This window comes from uncultured Microbacterium sp. (assembly GCF_947632095.1).
Taxonomy (GTDB): Bacteria; Actinomycetota; Actinomycetes; order Actinomycetales; family Microbacteriaceae; genus Microbacterium.
Map to the genome: position 1 here is coordinate 22,683 of NZ_CANROA010000012.1, position 16,468 is coordinate 39,150.

General features: G+C 62.9%; 18 protein-coding genes and 1 tRNA gene. 10 read left to right on the forward strand and 9 right to left on the reverse strand.

The genetic code is table 11. The features are described 5' to 3' along the window. Window positions 1-7: 7 nt before the first annotated feature. Together Q0Z66_RS05300 and Q0Z66_RS05305 are read right to left on the reverse strand one after the other, a co-directional pair. Window positions 8-379: an RNA-binding S4 domain-containing protein gene (locus tag Q0Z66_RS05300; protein WP_298038589.1), complete on the reverse strand. Its 372-nt coding sequence runs from the start codon at window positions 377-379 to the stop codon at window positions 8-10. Further along, window positions 376-1,044, reverse strand: coding sequence for a lysoplasmalogenase family protein (locus tag Q0Z66_RS05305; RefSeq protein ID WP_298038591.1), 669 nt, complete (start codon window positions 1,042-1,044; stop codon window positions 376-378). Before Q0Z66_RS05305 ends, Q0Z66_RS05300 begins: the two co-directional genes overlap by 4 nt. Window positions 1,045-1,275: 231 nt before the next feature. Between Q0Z66_RS05305 and Q0Z66_RS05310 the strand changes: the two genes are divergently transcribed. The 10 genes from Q0Z66_RS05310 (at window position 1,276) to Q0Z66_RS05355 (ending at window position 10,401) form a co-directional block, all read left to right on the forward strand. Further along, a tRNA-Pro gene (locus Q0Z66_RS05310) sits at window positions 1,276-1,352 on the forward strand. Window positions 1,353-1,507: 155 nt separating this feature from the next. Beyond that, a complete protein-coding gene (locus tag Q0Z66_RS05315) occupies window positions 1,508-1,765 on the forward strand; it encodes a helix-turn-helix domain-containing protein (protein ID WP_298038593.1) in 258 nt (85 codons plus the stop codon). A gap of 4 nt (window positions 1,766-1,769) precedes the next feature. Next, window positions 1,770-2,951, forward strand: coding sequence for a tyrosine-type recombinase/integrase (locus Q0Z66_RS05320; RefSeq protein WP_298038595.1), 1,182 nt, complete (start codon window positions 1,770-1,772; stop codon window positions 2,949-2,951). 903 nt (window positions 2,952-3,854) lie between these two features. Further along, entirely contained in the window at window positions 3,855-4,175 is a 321-nt protein-coding gene (locus Q0Z66_RS05325) for a hypothetical protein (RefSeq protein ID WP_298038598.1), read from the forward strand. Window positions 4,176-4,400: 225 nt separating this feature from the next. After that, window positions 4,401-4,850 carry a DUF305 domain-containing protein gene (locus Q0Z66_RS05330; protein WP_366938976.1) on the forward strand — a complete coding sequence of 150 codons (450 nt, stop codon included), beginning with the start codon at window positions 4,401-4,403 and terminating at the stop codon, window positions 4,848-4,850. A gap of 215 nt (window positions 4,851-5,065) precedes the next feature. Next, window positions 5,066-5,560, forward strand: coding sequence for a CueP family metal-binding protein (locus Q0Z66_RS05335; protein ID WP_298038604.1), 495 nt, complete (start codon window positions 5,066-5,068; stop codon window positions 5,558-5,560). A gap of 93 nt (window positions 5,561-5,653) precedes the next feature. Further along, window positions 5,654-7,933 carry a heavy metal translocating P-type ATPase gene (locus tag Q0Z66_RS05340; RefSeq protein WP_298038607.1) on the forward strand — a complete coding sequence of 760 codons (2,280 nt, stop codon included), beginning with the start codon at window positions 5,654-5,656 and terminating at the stop codon, window positions 7,931-7,933. A 291-nt stretch (window positions 7,934-8,224) separates the two neighbouring features. Continuing rightward, window positions 8,225-8,656, forward strand: coding sequence for an ASCH domain-containing protein (locus Q0Z66_RS05345; protein WP_298038609.1), 432 nt, complete (start codon window positions 8,225-8,227; stop codon window positions 8,654-8,656). A 471-nt stretch (window positions 8,657-9,127) separates the two neighbouring features. Then, window positions 9,128-9,877 carry a hypothetical protein gene (locus Q0Z66_RS05350; protein ID WP_298038610.1) on the forward strand — a complete coding sequence of 250 codons (750 nt, stop codon included), beginning with the start codon at window positions 9,128-9,130 and terminating at the stop codon, window positions 9,875-9,877. After that, window positions 9,874-10,401, forward strand: coding sequence for a DUF3800 domain-containing protein (locus Q0Z66_RS05355; RefSeq protein ID WP_298038613.1), 528 nt, complete (start codon window positions 9,874-9,876; stop codon window positions 10,399-10,401). The genes Q0Z66_RS05350 and Q0Z66_RS05355 overlap by 4 nt, the downstream gene beginning before the upstream one ends. A gap of 648 nt (window positions 10,402-11,049) precedes the next feature. Here the strand turns inward: Q0Z66_RS05355 and Q0Z66_RS05360 are convergent. From Q0Z66_RS05360 to Q0Z66_RS05390, 7 genes are all read right to left on the reverse strand, one after another. After that, the gene (locus Q0Z66_RS05360) at window positions 11,050-12,204 is read right to left on the reverse strand and encodes a site-specific integrase (RefSeq protein WP_298038615.1); all 1,155 of its coding nucleotides are present in this window, start codon (window positions 12,202-12,204) and stop codon (window positions 11,050-11,052) included. 61 nt (window positions 12,205-12,265) lie between these two features. Then, window positions 12,266-12,484 (reverse strand): helix-turn-helix domain-containing protein, encoded by a 219-nt coding sequence (locus tag Q0Z66_RS05365; protein WP_033107407.1) that lies wholly within the window; start codon window positions 12,482-12,484, stop codon window positions 12,266-12,268. After that, window positions 12,481-13,044 carry a hypothetical protein gene (locus Q0Z66_RS05370; protein WP_298038619.1) on the reverse strand — a complete coding sequence of 188 codons (564 nt, stop codon included), beginning with the start codon at window positions 13,042-13,044 and terminating at the stop codon, window positions 12,481-12,483. Before Q0Z66_RS05370 ends, Q0Z66_RS05365 begins: the two co-directional genes overlap by 4 nt. A gap of 15 nt (window positions 13,045-13,059) precedes the next feature. Continuing rightward, window positions 13,060-13,524, reverse strand: coding sequence for a single-stranded DNA-binding protein (locus tag Q0Z66_RS05375; protein ID WP_298038621.1), 465 nt, complete (start codon window positions 13,522-13,524; stop codon window positions 13,060-13,062). 82 nt (window positions 13,525-13,606) lie between these two features. Then, window positions 13,607-15,388 (reverse strand): type IV secretory system conjugative DNA transfer family protein, encoded by a 1,782-nt coding sequence (locus tag Q0Z66_RS05380; protein WP_298038624.1) that lies wholly within the window; start codon window positions 15,386-15,388, stop codon window positions 13,607-13,609. Beyond that, window positions 15,385-15,858 carry a hypothetical protein gene (locus Q0Z66_RS05385; protein ID WP_298038627.1) on the reverse strand — a complete coding sequence of 158 codons (474 nt, stop codon included), beginning with the start codon at window positions 15,856-15,858 and terminating at the stop codon, window positions 15,385-15,387. The genes Q0Z66_RS05380 and Q0Z66_RS05385 overlap by 4 nt, the downstream gene beginning before the upstream one ends. 259 nt (window positions 15,859-16,117) lie before the next feature. After that, window positions 16,118-16,468, reverse strand: coding sequence for a metalloregulator ArsR/SmtB family transcription factor (locus tag Q0Z66_RS05390; protein WP_298038630.1), 351 nt, complete (start codon window positions 16,466-16,468; stop codon window positions 16,118-16,120).

A 16,468-nucleotide genomic window follows, 5' to 3' on the forward strand; every position in this document is an offset into this window, starting at 1 on the left:
TCGGTTCTCAGTCCCGTCCGCGGAGCTTGTCGATGTCGCGGCGTTCGCGTTTCGTCGGGCGTCCGGCGCCGCGGTCGCGCACGCCGAGGGCGGCCATCGGTTCGCGCGGCGGCGTGCGGTCCTCGTAGGCGACAGCTGCGAGAGGATCCCCGACCCGCTTGGTGAGCGTCTGACGCACGACGAGGTGACGGTCGAAGCCGCTGATGCGGATGCGCAGCTCATCACCGGGCTTCACCGTCTGCGCGGCCTTCGCCTTGTCGCCGTTGACGCGCACATGTCCGGCGCGGCATGCAGTGGTCGCCGCGGAGCGCGTCTTGTAGAGGCGGACGGCCCAGAGCCAGCTGTCGACGCGTACCGGTTTGGGCGCGGCATCCGTCATTCTTCTCTCCTCGAACGCAGAGTGATGAGGGCACCGGCGATGATGAGCCCCTGTCCGAGCGTATACGTGAGCATGACGGCCGGGCTCGTCCAGAACGGCATCGCATCGGGGAGGAAGATCCGGTAGGCGAGGATCGTATCGCTCGTGAGGAACAGGATGCCACCGACCGCGACGACCGGGTGGCAACGGGTCGATAGTGCTGCGGTGCCACTGAGAACGAGTCCGTAGACGGCGACGGCGAAGAACAGGCCACCGGTGTGCGGGCCGAGGACCGCGAGCATCACGGCCCACCAGGCGGCGTAGACGAACGCCCAGCGGGGGAAGCGGCGGATCCGCAGCACGCGGAGGAAGACGACCATGTAGGCGATGTGGGCAAGGCCGAAGAACAGGAGCATGAGGGGAAGTTCGGGGCCTGCGGGGAAGAACGCGCCGGCGCCGTCACCGAGCCAGGAGAGGACGACCGCCGCGAGCAGCAGCGCGATCGCCAGAGGCGGGCGCAGGCGCGCCGAGATGAGGATCGGCAGGGCGAGCAGCGGCATGAGCGAGAGCTTCGTGGGGCCGGCGAGGTCGCTGCGGATTGCGAGGGCCGCAACATGCACGATCGAGATCAGGAGGTAGGGGACGAACGCCCAGAGAACGGGGGAGCGGAGGGACGTCGTCGGCATCCCCTCATCGTAGAGGCACGCTGAAACAGCTCTTCGAACCCGCGAATCGCCGTGCGACACGGCCGAGCGTCGCTCAGTTCGCGATTCGCGCCCGGATGCGGCTAATATAGGGGAGTTGCCTTCGTGAGAACGAAGAACAACGGGCTGTGGCGCAGCTTGGTAGCGCACTTGACTGGGGGTTAAGTGGTTTACCACTCTTCGGTCGGCCCGAACAACTGAAAAACAATGCCACGGGCTGTGGCGCAGCTTGGTAGCGCACTTGACTGGGGGTCAAGGGGTCGCAGGTTCAAATCCTGTCAGCCCGACCAAAGAATCGCGGAAACTCAACGGTTTCCGCGATTTTTTTGTAGGTGCGATTTGATCCGGTCATCACAAACCCATCTTTTTGACACGCCGAGGGGGCATTCGGGCGGCAGTCACCCGGCAGGGCCCCGACCGCCCCGGTTGTGTACGGTCAGCGGCGATGCGCGCCGTGCACCTGTTCGTTATGGACACCGAAGCGCAACCCACCCCGTGGGGCCTGGAGCCCCTGATCGATGTTGGCGAGCTGGCCACGTATTTGGGCATCCCCGTCTCGACGATCTACGACTGGCGCACCCGCGGCCTCGGCCCGCCCGCGTACCGCTTCGGCAAACACCTGAAGTTCACCGTTTCCGACGTACGTGTCTGGATCGAGCAGCAACGCGACGGCGCCAAGGCTTCCCCACTCGACGGGAGGTGACCCGATGAGCCGCCCACGCCTCACCATCGGCACGTTCGGCACGATCGGGTTTCAGACCGCGTCGAACGGTCGCGTGACCGCCCGTGCGAGATATCGCGACTGGGATGGAAAGTCCAGGCTCGTGCAAGCCACCGGTGACACGAAGCGCGCCGCCGAGCAACGGTTGAAAGTGAAGCTTTCCGAGCGCACGCTCTACCAGCCCGCAGGCATCGGGCTGACTGCCGATAGCCCGTTCCCCGACCTGGTGGCGTACTGGCTTGAAGATCTCGATCTTGAGGACCGGCTCTCGACCACCACCCGACAGCTGTACGAACGCAACATGCGCACGCTCGTGATGCCCGTGTTCAAAGACCTCACGCTGCGTGAGATCGGCGTGGCCCGCTGCGACCACTTCTTGAAGCAGCTGGCGAAGCAAAGCTACAACCGTGCCAAGCAGGCCCGGGTGGCATTGCGGCTCGCGCTCGGGCTCGCGGTGCGACACGAGGTGCTGCCGCGCAACCCGATGGATCACGTCTCACGGCTCCGGAAACCCCCGACGACACCGAACGCGCTCACCCCCGCCGAGGTGAACGCCATCCGCACCGCGATCGCGTTCTGGGAGACCGGGCTCTCACCCACCGGCCCGAAACCGGACGGGCAGCTCGGCGCGATCGTCGAGGTGATGCTCGGCACGTCGGCTCGCATCGGTGAGGTGCTCGCGATTCGTCGCCGCGATATCGATATCGTGAGCGCCCCGCCGTCGATTCGCATTAGCGGCACCATCGTTGCGCACCGCGGCGAACCGACCCAGCGACAGGATCACCCGAAGACCGCGAAGTCCAGGCGCACGGTTGCACTCCCCGCGTTCGCTGCTGAGGCGGTGCGGCTCAGGCTCGCCCGCCGTGGTGACGCCTCGCTTGATGCACTATTGTTCTGCAATCGTGACGGTGGCCCGCTGACGACGAACAACGTGCGCAGGCAGCTGCGGCACGTGCTCGATCTCGCGGGCATCGAGGGCGTCACGCCGCACATGTTTCGTCGCACGGTTGCCACCGCTATCAGCAACGAGGCTGGCGTCGACCTCGCCGCCGAACTGCTCGGGCACACGGACCCGGCGATCACGGTGCAGCACTACATCCGCCGCAACGAGATGGTCAACCCGGCGACCGCCGAGATGCTCGACCGCGCTTTCGGGAAGAAAGCGTAGACATTCGCGGATGCTCGGCGTACCGTTGCAGCATGTCCGCCGACCTCGGGTCAACCACTCGCGACGTGACAGAATCGGACTAGAGGTAGCGTGACGGCCCCGCAAATTTTGCGGCACCGTCACCTGATCCGCGGAATTTCAGGTCCCGCCGATTCGGCGGGACCGTTGAACCCGTGAAGTAGCGCTTCATGCGGATTTTGGGATGGCGGTTGGGGTTGAGGTTGGGCGTCACACCCGCATGCCTGCTCCTCCAGCTCAAAACTACTTCGAACGCGCAAGAGTTCGACCTGGGCATGACAGTCTCCTCCCGCCAGTGTGCATACATAAAAATAGGTGCACATCGTCTCCCAAGGTGCCAGTCAAGCGCCGATATATACACACATGACCTTTCCGCTGCCACGCCTCTGGCAGATCGAGGAAATCGTAAATCATCGAGTTCTTTGTGGACCGCTCATCCATGATCTGCCAGACGCGTGGGGCTACAGACGAAGGTCTGGTCTATGCCTACGACCGGCGTGATCGATCAAGTCCAGGCGACAGGAATCTCTACGGCATACCTTGGTTCAGTGCGCAGGGTCAGCGCCGTGGGTGCCGACCTCGGACAGCTGCTCGCTCCGTCCTTTGGCACATGCCACGCAGAAGCCACGCTCCCGTTGAATACCCCGGGGAGGTATCATGCGGAATGATATTGAATAGAATGGGTGAGGCAATTTGAGTCTTACCGGCCCGGGAGGTGGAGGTATGTCGATAACGAATACCGCCCCTTCGCGTCCGGTCCGCCCGCACCCACCCCGGTTCCTCGTTGCGCTATTCGCACTCGGTGCTCTCCTCCTGTGCGCCGTACTCATGCACGCCTTCGGGCATGGTGGGAGCCACGAGGCCGCACCTGCAACGGCGTCGGTAATGAACGCTGAAGCCGCGCCTGGAAGCGCCCCGACGGCGGTCACCTCCGGGCATGGCGAGCACCCAACGGCCGCGCACGCAGATGGACTTGCGGATTCCGGTGTCGCCTGCCGAGCGAGCTGCGGCGAACATGACATGGTCCAGGTCATCTGCATGCTCGTGTTCCTGACCGCAGGTGTGTTCTTCCTCTTCGTTCTTGCCCGGCGATTGGCCACCGATCACTGGTTCGGTGCGCGCGCATTGAAGATCGCAGTGCATGTCCGCGGTGCGCCTCGTCCGATGACGCCGTCGCCGCAAGAACTCTCCATCAGTCGAACTTGATCGGTCTACCGGGGCCGCGCCACGTGCGCATGGCCTCGCTTTGCCGATCCCAAATTCTTCGACGTATTGGAATAACTCATGAAACTCCGAGCCTTATTTATTGTCCCGGGCATCCTCGCCGCCGGACTGGTCCTTGCCGGTTGCACGACTGGCCCAGCGGAACCCGCACCTGCTACTTCGACAGCGCCATCATCAGTGGCGGAGGACTTCAACTCTGCTGACGTGATGTTCGCGCAGATGATGGTGCCTCACCATGTGCAAGCCGTCGAGATGTCCGACCTGATTCTCGCGAAGGATGACATCGACCCTCGCGTTGTCACCCTCGCCGAAGAAATCAAAGCCGCACAACAGCCTGAGATCGACACGCTCAACACCATGCTCGAAACCTGGGGCATGCCACAGGCCGCAACCGATGGCATGAGCATGGGCCACGGCAGCCACATGGACGGCATGATGACCGAGGAAGACATGCAGGCACTCGAAGCCGCAACTGGACCCGACGCGAGCCGACTGTTCCTGGAGCAGATGATCGTGCATCACGAGGGCGCCGTGGAGATGGCGCAAGCTCAGGTCGATTCCGGGGTGAATCCGGATGCCGTCGCGATGGCACAGGCGATCATCGACACCCAGAACAGTGAGATCGAGACCATGCGCGACATCTTGCTGCGCCTCTAACCACCCATCCCCCTGGGGTCGGCGCGAAACTACTTGCGCGCCGACCCCAGCAACACCAACACACAGCACCGGTTGCGCACCCTTGGCTACCCAGGGCCACAGCCGGGCCTCGACTGAAAGACGACGACGCTATGAAGCGATTCACAACCCTTGCCGCGGCAGCTGCGGCAATCCTCTCCCTTACGCTGGCTGGGTGCTCCGCCCCGGATGCTGCGGTGCCCAACACACCCAGTGCCGACCTGCTCGCCTTTCACAACCTGACCGACATGTCGGCGAGGGAGATCGTCGACACGCTCGACCGGATGAACGTGAGCGACCGGCCTACCGACTTGATCGCATCCGTACAGCCCGATGCCCTCGTCCTGACCGACAACGTCACCGAAGTCTCCTTGGACATGCCGGATGACGTGACCTATGTCTCGGTTGCCCCCTTCGTTTCGCAAACACACGAGTGCTTTTACCACAGCCTCACGACCTGCCGAGGAGAACTCTCTGCGCAGCAAATCGAGGTGCGGTTCATCGACGATGCGACCGGTGACGTGATTCTCGAAGAAACCACGACCACGTTCGACAACGGGTTCGCTGGGTTCTGGCTCCCCCGCAACCTGAGCGGGACGATCGAGGTGACGTACGACGGGAAGACCGGCGAAACCCCGTTCTCGACCGCGAACGACGCGGCGACCTGCATCACCACGCTCCAACTCACGTGATTTTCGGGAGCCGCCCGATGAGACACGGCGACTCCCACCCGACAACAGCGGGGCATCGAGCCCGATGCACCCGCCGATAGAAAGGACTTCACCATGCATCGAGATCCAGCCCATGAGCACCACGACCACTCGGGAGGTCACGGCGATCACCCGCCGGAGGCGCTAACTAGGGACAACGCATCCGGCCACCACAACCATCATCAGGCACAGGCGCATCCTGATCACCACGCGCACGCTGAAACCGCTACCGACGCGCGTCTGGATCAGCCTGCCGCCCACGACGCTCATGCGGGCCATGCCCACGGGGCAGCGAACCACGACGCCCACGCGGATCATGACACGGGTGCGCATGCCGGACACAGCGTCGCGATGTTCCGCAACCGGTTCTGGGTGACGCTTGTGCTGTCGATTCCGGTGGTCATCTTTAGTCCGATGGTCGCGATGATTTTCGGCTACCACATACCTGAAACCGGCTGGACGACATGGATCGCCCCGGTCCTTGGCACGGTTATCTTCTTCTACGGCGGCATGCCGTTCTTGAAGGGCGCGCTCCGGGAGATCCGGCTTCGGCAACCAGGCATGATGCTGCTGATCGCGATGGCCATCACCGTCGCGTTCCTCGCGTCCTGGGCCACGTCGCTGGGCGCTGGGCTTGACCTCGACTTCTGGTGGGAACTCGCCTTGCTCGTGGTCATCATGCTCCTCGGGCACTGGCTGGAAATGCGCGCGCTCGGTGGGGCATCAAGCGCTCTTGATGCCCTTGCTGCATTGCTGCCCGATACCGCCGAGCTGGTCCGCGAAGACGGAACCGTGGAGCAAGTGCCGAGCACCGATGTCGCAACGGGTGACCTCGTCCTCGTGCGAGCCGGAGGGCGCGTGCCAGCCGACGGCACTGTAGAAACAGGGTTCGCCGACATGGATGAGTCCATGGTCACCGGTGAATCAACGACCGTTACCCGCACCGCTGGAGACGCGGTCACAGCGGGCACCATCGCCACTGACTCCGCAATCCAGGTTCGTGTGACCGCCGTTGGCGAGAACACCGCGCTGGCTGGCATTCGTCGACTGGTTGCTGATGCGCAAGCATCGTCCACCCGTGCGCAGGCACTCGCCGACCGTGCAGCGGCCTTGCTGTTCTACTTCGCAGTCACCGCGGCCATCATCACGGTGATCGTGTGGCTCATTGTCGGTAGCCCCGCCGATGCCATCACCCGCGCCGTGACGGTGCTGATCATCGCGTGCCCGCATGCTCTGGGTCTTGCCATCCCGCTCGTGATCTCCATCGCAACCGAGCGCGCCGCTCGCGCTGGCGTTCTCGTCAAGGACCGTCTGGCGCTTGAGCGCATGCGTAGCGTCGACGTCGTCATGTTCGACAAGACCGGAACCCTCACCGAAGGTCGCCACGCGGTCACGGCGGCAACCATCGTCCCGGGCGCCGACCCGGAGCGCGCGTTCCTGCTGGCTGCCGCCGCAGAATCCCCCAGCGAGCACCCGGTCGCCCGCGCCATCGGCGCATGGGCGCAGGAACACGCTGCCGGATCGGCAATGCCATCGGTGGACGCGTTCCGTTCCGAGCCGGGCGTAGGAGTCACAGCATCAGTGGATGGCGTCGAAGTGCGGGTCGGTGGACCGCGCCTGCTCGATTCACTTGGTCTGTCCATCCCCGAGGGCATTCAAGCGAAGGTCTCCGAATGGGAGTCCCTTGGATCGAGCGTCCTCTTCGCGGTTATCGACGGTCGCATCGAAGGTGCATTCGCCCTGCAAGATGTGATTCGTCCCGAGTCTCGGGCTGCCATCGATGAACTGCATCGACGCGGTATCCGCGTGGGCATGATCACCGGCGACGCCCAGCAGGTGGCGGATGCGGTTGCAGCTGACCTCGGCATCGATGAGGTCTTCGCTGGGGTTCTGCCCGGTGACAAGTCGGACAAAGTTGCCGAGTTGCAGGACCGCGGTTACAAGGTCGCGATGGTTGGCGACGGCGTGAATGACGCACCTGCTCTTGCCCGCGCGGATGTGGGTGTCGCGATCGGTGCGGGTACCGACGTCGCGATCGAGTCGGCAGGCATCGTTCTGGTATCGAGCGATCCGCGCGCCGTGTTGAGTGCGATCGAGCTTTCACACGCCTCCTACCGGAAGATGGTGCAGAACCTGGTGTGGGCAACCGCCTACAACGTGATCTCTGTGCCGCTGGCCGCGGGTGTGCTCGCGCCGATCGGATTCACACTCCCACCGGCCGCAGCCGCCGTGCTGATGTCGCTCTCCACGATCATCGTCGCTCTGAACGCTCAACTGCTCCGTCGTCATGAGCTGGACCCAGAGAAGCTGGCACCACTCCAACCGACGAAACGCGAATCCGCCCTGACCCATTGAGTCAGAAGACGAATCGAATCAACCCGGGCCGCGCGCGATTAAGCGACGGTCCTGTTGCCGCGGCCGAGTACACCCGAATGATGGGCAGATCATCGAAGCACACGCAAAGAACGGGAAAGTGGCGGTATTGCGGGTCGAGGACACACAGCTACTCGAAAGTCCCCTTGATCGCGCGACATTCGACCGCATTCTGAAGAAGCACGACGTGACAACTTCCAAGATCACCGCCCGTCGAGCAACACCCGGTGTGTTCGATGACATCATGCGTATGCAACCGAGGTGGGCTCAGCGATGACCCGAGCCCTACTCTTATCGATAAAGCCGCAGTACGCTCGGGCGATCCTGGAGGGACGCAAGACGATCGAAGTACGGCGCAGGTTCCCAAACATCGATCCGGGAACCACAGTCGTTCTGTATTCAAGTTCCCCTGAGAAAGCGGTCCTCGGCACCGTGCGTCTTCGGCGAACGATCAAGGTGAACCCTGATTGCGTGTGGGGATTGCATGGATCAGACATTGGTATTAGCGAGCGCGACCTCAACGCGTATCTCGAAGGCGCCGAAGAATCGACGCTCTTGGAGGTTGACTGCCCAGACTCCTGGGAACAACCGGTGTCCCTCGAATCCCTCAGAACAGTGCTCGGAATCGAACCCTCGCAGAGCTTCCGCTACCTGGCCACCGAGCAGGTGGAGCAGGCGAAGCAGTTCAGCGCTTCAAGCACCTGAACTCAGACCAGTAGATGTCCGGACAGCCAAGTGCTGACAGAAGACTTCCACCGCTGAGAATCCGAGTCCCACGCCTGCGTGTGCCCTGCATCGAAGGCTTCCAGCTGCACCAGGTCTTTTCTCCGTACCGAGAGTGCCGAAGAGACGCTAATCGGCATCGAGTCATGTCCGAAATCGGCAACTCACTCTCCGCACTCAGCCATGCGCCTGCACCGGCAACCCACCAGCGAGGCGGAGCCCTCGCGGAAACCCGCCCAACTTGGACATCGCACATGGACTCGCATTGACCTTGCAGCTATCATTATGCTCTCACATTGGGGTATCTGTGAGGGCAAGCCACTTCGGTCTAATGATGCAACCCACAGTCCTTTGTGCGGTAATCTTATAAGTATGGATAAAGCGACCCGCCCACATGCTGGGGCGAAAACCGCCCCACAGGTGCGGCCGCCACGGCGCGATCTCCTGATCCCTATGCTCGAAGGCACCAGACGTGCCTTCGTGCCGATCCGTCGAGGTTTCATTCAGAAACCTCGCGGAACGGAGGGGGGTCGCGGATCAAGTCTCGCACTTCTTGCACGGGACAGTTTCGCTCTGGACGCCTATCTCCTCCTCCATGCGCTGGCATCCAGCAGCGAGCCCTATGTTGCGGCCTACCCAGCGGCGACGTGGGTGCAGATTGTGCGACTTGATGAAGCAGCGACATTCGAGGCGGGGAAGTCTCGTTGGTCGAAGGTCGTCACGAAGCTCGTTTCGCTGCGTCTGCTCGAACGCGAACGCAAGGGCAACGAGATGCAGTACAAGCTCCTTCACGAAGCGGGTACTGGCGAGGAATACACTCGACCCAAGAAGGCTGGAGACGGGCACTGGTTGCGCCTGCCCTACTCCTACTGGATCGATGAGTACGACGCGTCGCTCAGTCACCCCGAGAAGTTGATGCTGCTGATCGCGCTCGACCAGCAGGATGACTTTCCCTTGCCTCTCAACCAGTCCGCCAACTGGTATGGGGTATCAGAATCTACGGCGCGTCGAGGGCTTCGTGGACTGGAAGCTCGCGGCTTGCTGAGCAAGACCAGCTCGTTCGTTCCTTCGCCTCGGTCGCCCAACGGTTGGGCAGAGGAGTTCCGTTACACCCTGCAAGGTCCGTTCTCGAAGAAAGCCATCGATGACGCGCAAGCAGCGAGCCGGAAGAAGGTTCGATTCACGGAAGCAGGCGCATCATGAGCATCCTGTTCGTGGACGAATCGAAGGCCAAGGGATACACGATGGTTGCGGCTCTGGTCGTGCCCGGCGACGCGACCAGTCTGCGTCGCGACGTGCGATCGCTGGTGCTCCCAGGCCAGCGGCGGATCCACTTCACCAAGGAACAGCCCGAGCGTAAGCGGCTGATCCTCTCTCGACTCACCGCGTTCGGTGCTCAAGCGCAGGTATTCCACTGTGCGACGAAGAGCCAACTCCTTGGCCGTGAGGCCTGTCTGACAGGGATCGTCGCTCATGCTGCGGAGCACGCGCACACCAAGATCGTGATTGAGCGTGACGAATCAATCGAGAAGGCTGATCGTCAGATTCTGTTCCGTGAAGTCAGGCGTCACGGGCTTGGCGACATACTTAGCTACGCTCACGAAGTGCCGCATCAGGAGCCGCTGCTGTGGGTAGCCGACGCGATCGCGTGGAGCTACACCAAAGGCGGAGAATGGAAGAAACGCGCCGACCCGCTCATCGCGGGGATTACCAAGCTGTCGCCATGAAAGCGCGAAGCTCGGCTCACCGACCGTCCGGAAGGCTGCCGAGCTCACTTCACACCGCTACTGCAGTGCACAACATCATTCTAGCTCAGTGATGTCGTGGAGACCAGCTCACCCTCGCGCTAACTTTCGACCGAGGTACCTCGGATTCCCCGGCGGAACGCTCCGGTTTGGGCGGCTCAATCAACCGAAGGTGCATAGCGCCCACTCGTCGCTGCACGCTCAGTCGAGTCCGGTGGCTCTCAGTTTTCCGGGCACTTGTCTCGCGCCGAACACGCCAAAAACCCAACTCAATCACTCCTGGGAGACCGGCGATGACCGGGTACACTCGAAGGAGGCGAAACGCCTACTTCCCAGACCACACTAGGGAACCCGAGACAATCCAAGATTTTCGGAAAAACCCGCTCTGACCAGGGGTTTTCCAAGGGGTCGCAGGTTCAAATCCTGTCAGCCCGACAGAAAATCCCTGATGAGAAGCAATTTTCATCAGGGATTTGTTGTTTCTGAACGTCGTTTTTTCTGGTCCCCCTCTGGTCCCCCTGCACAGGTTGGCGTGGTCGACCTGTGGATGGCAGAATCCGTCGCATGCCCTGTCTGTGGATAAGGGGACCAAAAGGGGACCAGAACGGTGGAAATCCACGACTGAGCCGCTCATAGCCTGCGTCCCGTGCCCTGCCGCGGTCGCCCCGATGGGTTCCGAGGTGTGTCTCTGCTGAGGAAGGCGTTGGCTTGTTCTGCGGCAGAGGCGAGGTGGCGGTCATCGGGGTGGAGGTAGCCGCGTGTTGTCTCGATTGAGGCGTGTCCGAGGATCTCTTGGAGGACATGGAGGGGGACCCCGGCGTCGGCGAGCCAGGTGGCGCCGGTGTGTCGGAGGCCGTGGCGGGTGAGATTCGGCAGGCCGAGGTCGGCGACGACCTGGTCCCAGCTGGTCGCATCGCGAACGGTGGCCGTCGTGAGGAAACCGCCCCGCGGACCGACGAGGAGTGGTGCGTCCGATTGCTTGAACGCACAGAGTCGTTTCAGGACCGGCCGGAGTGGGTCGAGAATCGGCACGCGACGCTCTTTGCGGCTTTTGGTTGGTTTGGTGATGAGGCCACCCCTGCCGGGAAAGGCCTGCCTTCGGATGATGACGAGGTTCTTTGTGAAGTCCACGTCTCCGACTTGAAGTCCGGAGACTTCTGAAGAACGTGCTGCCAGCAGAGCGGCGAGCATCACGAAGTCTGAATAGGACTGATGGACGGCGCCGCAGGCGGAGGCGAGCTGGTTCAGCTTCTGCATGTCAGGGATCGCGTGCGCGCGCGGGGCAGCATCTTCGGCGGGTTGATTTCGGAAGGCGTTTCTGTGGAGACTCCGCTTCGCACGGTGTTTGGCGGGATTGATTGTGATTAGGCCATCGCGAACGGCTTCGTCGAGTACCCGCACGAGTGGGGCGATGGTGTTCTTGATCGTCGATGCGCCATACTGCTTCTCCCAGTCGTCGATCGTGCGGTCGATCATTCCCGCGGTGATCTGAGTGACGCGCAGATGGCCAAGCGCCGGGAGCACTCGGAGCCGAAGACCATACCGGTAGTTGTCGCCGGTAGAGGTCATATCGAGGCCGCGTGCCCATCGATCCTCGATCGAGGTGAAGAACTCCAGGAGCGTCATGGAGACGTCCATTCCCTTGACCGAAGAATTACGGAGCGTTTCGAAGAATGCCCGTGCGGTTGCCTCGTCCTTCACGATCTCGGTACGGATCACGCGCTGCTTGGTGAGCGGATCGGTCCAGCGTGCCCGCGCTCGAATCCCGTAGGAGCGTCGTTCCATGTCGGTGGAGATCCTCACCCCGATCGGTGGCACCGGTCGGGGTGAGGACTCTGGCATCGGCTCAACTGGGCGCGCCATGGTGCGGCTCCAATTTCTGCAGCCATTCGTCGATGGCTTCGAGCCGGTACCGGGCGATACCGCCGAGCTTGATGAATGGTGGCCCGGTCTCCGCGGAGCGCCATCGAGACAATGTCGATTCGGAAACCTTCAGGTACGAGGCGACCTCTCGACTATCCAGCAATGGTGAGACGGGCGCGGTCGCTTCTGCCGCGTTGCTCATGACTCCTCCAGCGGAGGGTTGCCGAGTGAGCGGTAGAACTCGTCCTCGGCTGCCTGACGTCGCTGAACGTCATCAACGACGAACTCGACGAAGTCGGCTTCCCGGTCGGTGATCATTGACTCTCCGGAGGGAGTAGGTGCCTCTTCGCCGGGCCAGGTGGCTTGCCGTGTGGGGCGATCACGATCGAGTCGAGTCCCGGATGTAGCTACCCAGTCTCGGAGGCGGAGGCGAACATCCGCAAAGTCGCGATGCCAGCCCAGCGGTGCGGATCCGTTTTGGTTGGGGTCGTAGGCGCACAGCCAGTGCAGGTGGAGCGCTGACAGCTCCCACACGAGTTCGGGGTGACGATGCCAGTACGGCGGGATCACTGCGGCTGGGAGTCCGTAGGTTCGGCGGAGCCAGTCGATCCAGCGATTCAGTTCCAGCCACTCGACCTCCGCGTCGTTCGCGGTGAGGAGATTCCAGTTGATCGGATGCGGTGGTTCAGCGACCAGCGATTCGTCGTAGTCATCCTCGTCGCGCCCTTCGTGTGCTTCAGCTGTGGGGACGAAGTCACTCATGATGACCGCTCCTGCTCAGATGCTGACCGCAGGAGCGACATCTGACTGCGCTCGTGCTCGGGCGGGGGCTTCAAAAGGGGAAGCATCACGACCGGTCGCCTCGCGCGTGTTGCTGTCGCGATGGGGTCCGCGATCGACCTCGTATTGGGTACGTGCAAGGTCGTGACCGAAGCGGGAGACGATGAATTCCTCGGCTGCGACTGTCTGGCCGTCCTTCTCGTAGCTGTACTCGCGCACACGCCCAGTGGCGATGAACTTGTCGCCCTTGTGGAATCGAGCGACTCCTTCTTCGGCTGCGCGCCGGAAGGCACTCATGTCGTGGAAGGACGGGTCGAGCTGCGTGAAGCTTCCGTCTGGGGTCTGCTGCGAATGCTCTATGCCGATCCGAGCGTAGAACCGCGCGGTACCGTCGTCGGTGTAGGTCAGACGGGGCTCGGTCGCGATGAATCCTGTGATGGCTTGTTGGGTGTCGATGGACATGACGACTCCTTGATCTGTTGGGGCGGCCATCCGATGTGGTGGCCACTGCAATAGACAGGTGCGCGCCGCGCCCCAGTGCGGATCATTGCGCTGCAGGGCGTCTCAACAGCGATTCAACCGCCGCACGATCTGCTTTGAGCTGTTCACCATCGGAGCGCTTAGGCCAGGGGTGGAGGTCCGTGATGATCGGTGGAGCGGATCGGAGCAAAATGACCCCTGTTCCAAACGGCAATGTGCGAATGCGGTCGGGCGGCAAAATCGGTACGCGACGGATGGAACGCTGGTTGGAGCGCGAGCCATGGTCGCCGAGAGTGACGGAGTCGGTGAACTCGTCTCGTTCGCCGATCAGCGTGGAAAGGTCTTGAAGGTCTCGCGAGTTCGAGGCGCCACCAAGGATGATCTTCGCGATACTGGCGTCCCAGATCGCCGCCGCTTTGTGCTCTGACCATTTGTCCCGCGCCTGGGCAAGGGATTGAAGCACCGGCATCGTTGTAATGCCGGTGCCGCCACCTTCCGCCATGAGTGTGGGCAGCGAGGGTAGTGGCGCGAGGTTTCCGATTTCGTCGAGCGCAAACAGCAGCGGTGGGTCGAGCCGCGCGCCGGGTGATCGAGCAGCCATGCGACGGGCGGTCTCAACGAGGTCTTCGACGAATGCTGCGACGAGAGCTGCACTGTTCCCGGCCCCAACGCCGGTCGCCAGAAGATACAGCGTGCCACGGTCGCGGATGAAGCTCTCGGGATCGAACTGCTCGCCTTCTTCAGGGCTGACGGCATCAAGCACTCTGGGGTCGGCCAGCGCTGACAGTGTGAGCGAAACGCCCTGCCAGATGCTGTCACGTGTGCGCGGGTCGGCGTCGAGCGTTGCGTCCAGCGAATCTGCCCAGCCCGTGGCAGCCAACGGTGAGCCCGTCAGGATGGCGACAGCCTCGGCGGCTGCTGATGGGTCGAGTGTCCATCGGAACAGCTCAGCCGGACTCCGACAATCGAGAGCGGCCGCGTGAAGGAGCGACTGGAGAGCGATGCGAGTCTTCCCCTCCCAGAACCCTCCGCCCTCGACGCCGCCAGCGGATAGCTCGGTGGCTGCTGCAAGGCCAGTCGCCCGGATCATCGCGGTCAGCGGATCCTCACACCCCCGAATTGGCGACCACCGCAGCCCGGCGGGGACGCCTTCAGCAAGATGCTGTGGATCGAAGACAGCGACGGGGCCGATCCGCTCGCGTGCCCGCATCGTTGCCGTCAAATTGTCGGGCCGGGTGGACGTCGTCACGACTGCACCCGGTGCATCAAGAATCGCCGGGATCACAATGTGCAGACCCTTGCCCGAACGTGGCGGACCGATGAGGAGAATCGAGTCTTCGACGCTGGCCCATACCTGCTTGCCGTGCGAGCGCCCGAGCAGGTAGCCCACGTCCTCGGGCTTTGGCTGATCCAGCGAAGGGCGCAGCGTCACAGCCCGGCGCAGGAGCGCCTTCGCAGACGCGCTCGCTAGTACCTCATGACTGCTGGCAGTTCCGGCAAGCCGCCGTGGATCGGTGTCGACGTTGTGGGCGTGCCGACGCCAACAGACCCAAGCCCACCCGATAACACCGCCGAGCACCAGGAGCAGTAGTACTGCAATCGACCAGTAGAGGATCGTATTCAGCCCGGGTGCCTGCAGCACCTCGGCCGGGTTCGACGGGTTGAACAGCACGGCGACTCCGCCAGCAATCCCGACCTGGGGCTGTCCAGAGCCAGTGAGGAATGCCGCAATGGAACCCGCAACTCGCAAGACGGCGGCGACGCCGAAGACGGCGACCAGCGCGATCATCAGAAAGTTGGTCAACTCATCACCGAGACCCCCTCCCTGACCGTGTGGGGCGCTCATGACGGCAAAGGCTCGGTGATGATGACGCCGGAGACGCGTCCGATGAGCAGGATCTCCGACCGGTGATCCATGAGTCGGCTCAAATCGATGACCGCACGAGCGCTCCCGTCAGCGGATCCTTCAGCACTGGAGACTGAAAGCGCGACGGTGACGTCCTCGCCAGGGACGAATCCGGACCCGGTCACCTCGATCAGATGATGCGTTGGGCGGTGCCGCGCTCGCCGCATCGTGCTGGGTGACTGAACGTCTGCGATGGGCTGTTCTCGTCGCGCCGCATGGACGATGTCGGTGAACACGGAGCCATCGAACTCGTGCACCTCAACTCGGACGGTGCGAGTGCGGTGGCCGGTTATCGCGTCAAGAAGATCCCCAAAGCGTGCCCGACTCCAAGAGGCATCCGTCGTTGGAGGCGGGAAGTTGCGCCCGTCGTAGCTGACGGTCATGGTGCCGCGCTCGTTGACCGTGATCACTGCGAGTGGGAGGGTGGAGGGCGACCCGGGCGGCGGGTCCGCAGGACTATTGCGATTGCTCATGCCACGGAGGTGCGCGTCGGCGCCCACCCATCGTTCATGTCCCAACTGCCGTAAGTTTGTTTGTGCACCTCCACGAGATCCAAGCCACCAGCGGCGACATCCGCCGCATCGTGACCTGTTCGGCCTCAGAGTCGACGCGGCCGCCCGCTACGCGCGCGTCCTCGACAGCGACATCGGCACCTGAACGACTACCGGGTCACTGCGGCAACAACGTCCGCGCAGCACCCTCCAGTGCACCGTCGACGACGCGGAAGTAGGCCCATTTGCCGCGTTGCTCGCGGGTGGCGAGTCCTGCGTCGACGAGCTGCTTCATGTGGTGCGACACGGTGGGCTGGGACAGTCCGACGGGGTCGGTGAGGTCGCAGATGCACATCTCCCCGGTCTCGCTCCCGCCAATCAGTGAAAGCAGCTTCACGCGGGTCGGGTCGCCGAGCGCTTTGAAAACGCGGGCGATGCGCTCGGCCTGCTCGTTCTCTAGCGCGCCGCCGGCGACGGTGCCGCAGCACGCAGCGTCGTTCTGGGTGAGGAGCGGGAGTGCGATGGTCAT

Coding starts and splice junctions, on each gene's coding strand:
- Q0Z66_RS05345 (WP_298038609.1), top strand. CDS start 8,225: ATGACCCGAGCCCTACTCTTATCGATAAAGCCGCAGTACGCTCGGGCG.
- Q0Z66_RS05300 (WP_298038589.1), bottom strand. CDS start 379: ATGACGGATGCCGCGCCCAAACCGGTACGCGTCGACAGCTGGCTCTGG.
- Q0Z66_RS05340 (WP_298038607.1), top strand. CDS start 5,654: ATGCATCGAGATCCAGCCCATGAGCACCACGACCACTCGGGAGGTCAC.
- Q0Z66_RS05315 (WP_298038593.1), top strand. CDS start 1,508: ATGCGCGCCGTGCACCTGTTCGTTATGGACACCGAAGCGCAACCCACC.
- Q0Z66_RS05380 (WP_298038624.1), bottom strand. CDS start 15,388: ATGAGCGCCCCACACGGTCAGGGAGGGGGTCTCGGTGATGAGTTGACC.
- Q0Z66_RS05365 (WP_033107407.1), bottom strand. CDS start 12,484: ATGAGCAACGCGGCAGAAGCGACCGCGCCCGTCTCACCATTGCTGGAT.
- Q0Z66_RS05305 (WP_298038591.1), bottom strand. CDS start 1,044: ATGCCGACGACGTCCCTCCGCTCCCCCGTTCTCTGGGCGTTCGTCCCC.
- Q0Z66_RS05325 (WP_298038598.1), top strand. CDS start 3,855: ATGAACGCTGAAGCCGCGCCTGGAAGCGCCCCGACGGCGGTCACCTCC.
- Q0Z66_RS05360 (WP_298038615.1), bottom strand. CDS start 12,204: ATGGAACGACGCTCCTACGGGATTCGAGCGCGGGCACGCTGGACCGAT.
- Q0Z66_RS05350 (WP_298038610.1), top strand. CDS start 9,128: ATGCTCGAAGGCACCAGACGTGCCTTCGTGCCGATCCGTCGAGGTTTC.
- Q0Z66_RS05390 (WP_298038630.1), bottom strand. CDS start 16,468: ATGACCATCGCACTCCCGCTCCTCACCCAGAACGACGCTGCGTGCTGC.
- Q0Z66_RS05355 (WP_298038613.1), top strand. CDS start 9,874: ATGAGCATCCTGTTCGTGGACGAATCGAAGGCCAAGGGATACACGATG.
- Q0Z66_RS05370 (WP_298038619.1), bottom strand. CDS start 13,044: ATGAGTGACTTCGTCCCCACAGCTGAAGCACACGAAGGGCGCGACGAG.
- Q0Z66_RS05330 (WP_366938976.1), top strand. CDS start 4,401: ATGTTCGCGCAGATGATGGTGCCTCACCATGTGCAAGCCGTCGAGATG.
- Q0Z66_RS05320 (WP_298038595.1), top strand. CDS start 1,770: ATGAGCCGCCCACGCCTCACCATCGGCACGTTCGGCACGATCGGGTTT.
- Q0Z66_RS05375 (WP_298038621.1), bottom strand. CDS start 13,524: ATGTCCATCGACACCCAACAAGCCATCACAGGATTCATCGCGACCGAG.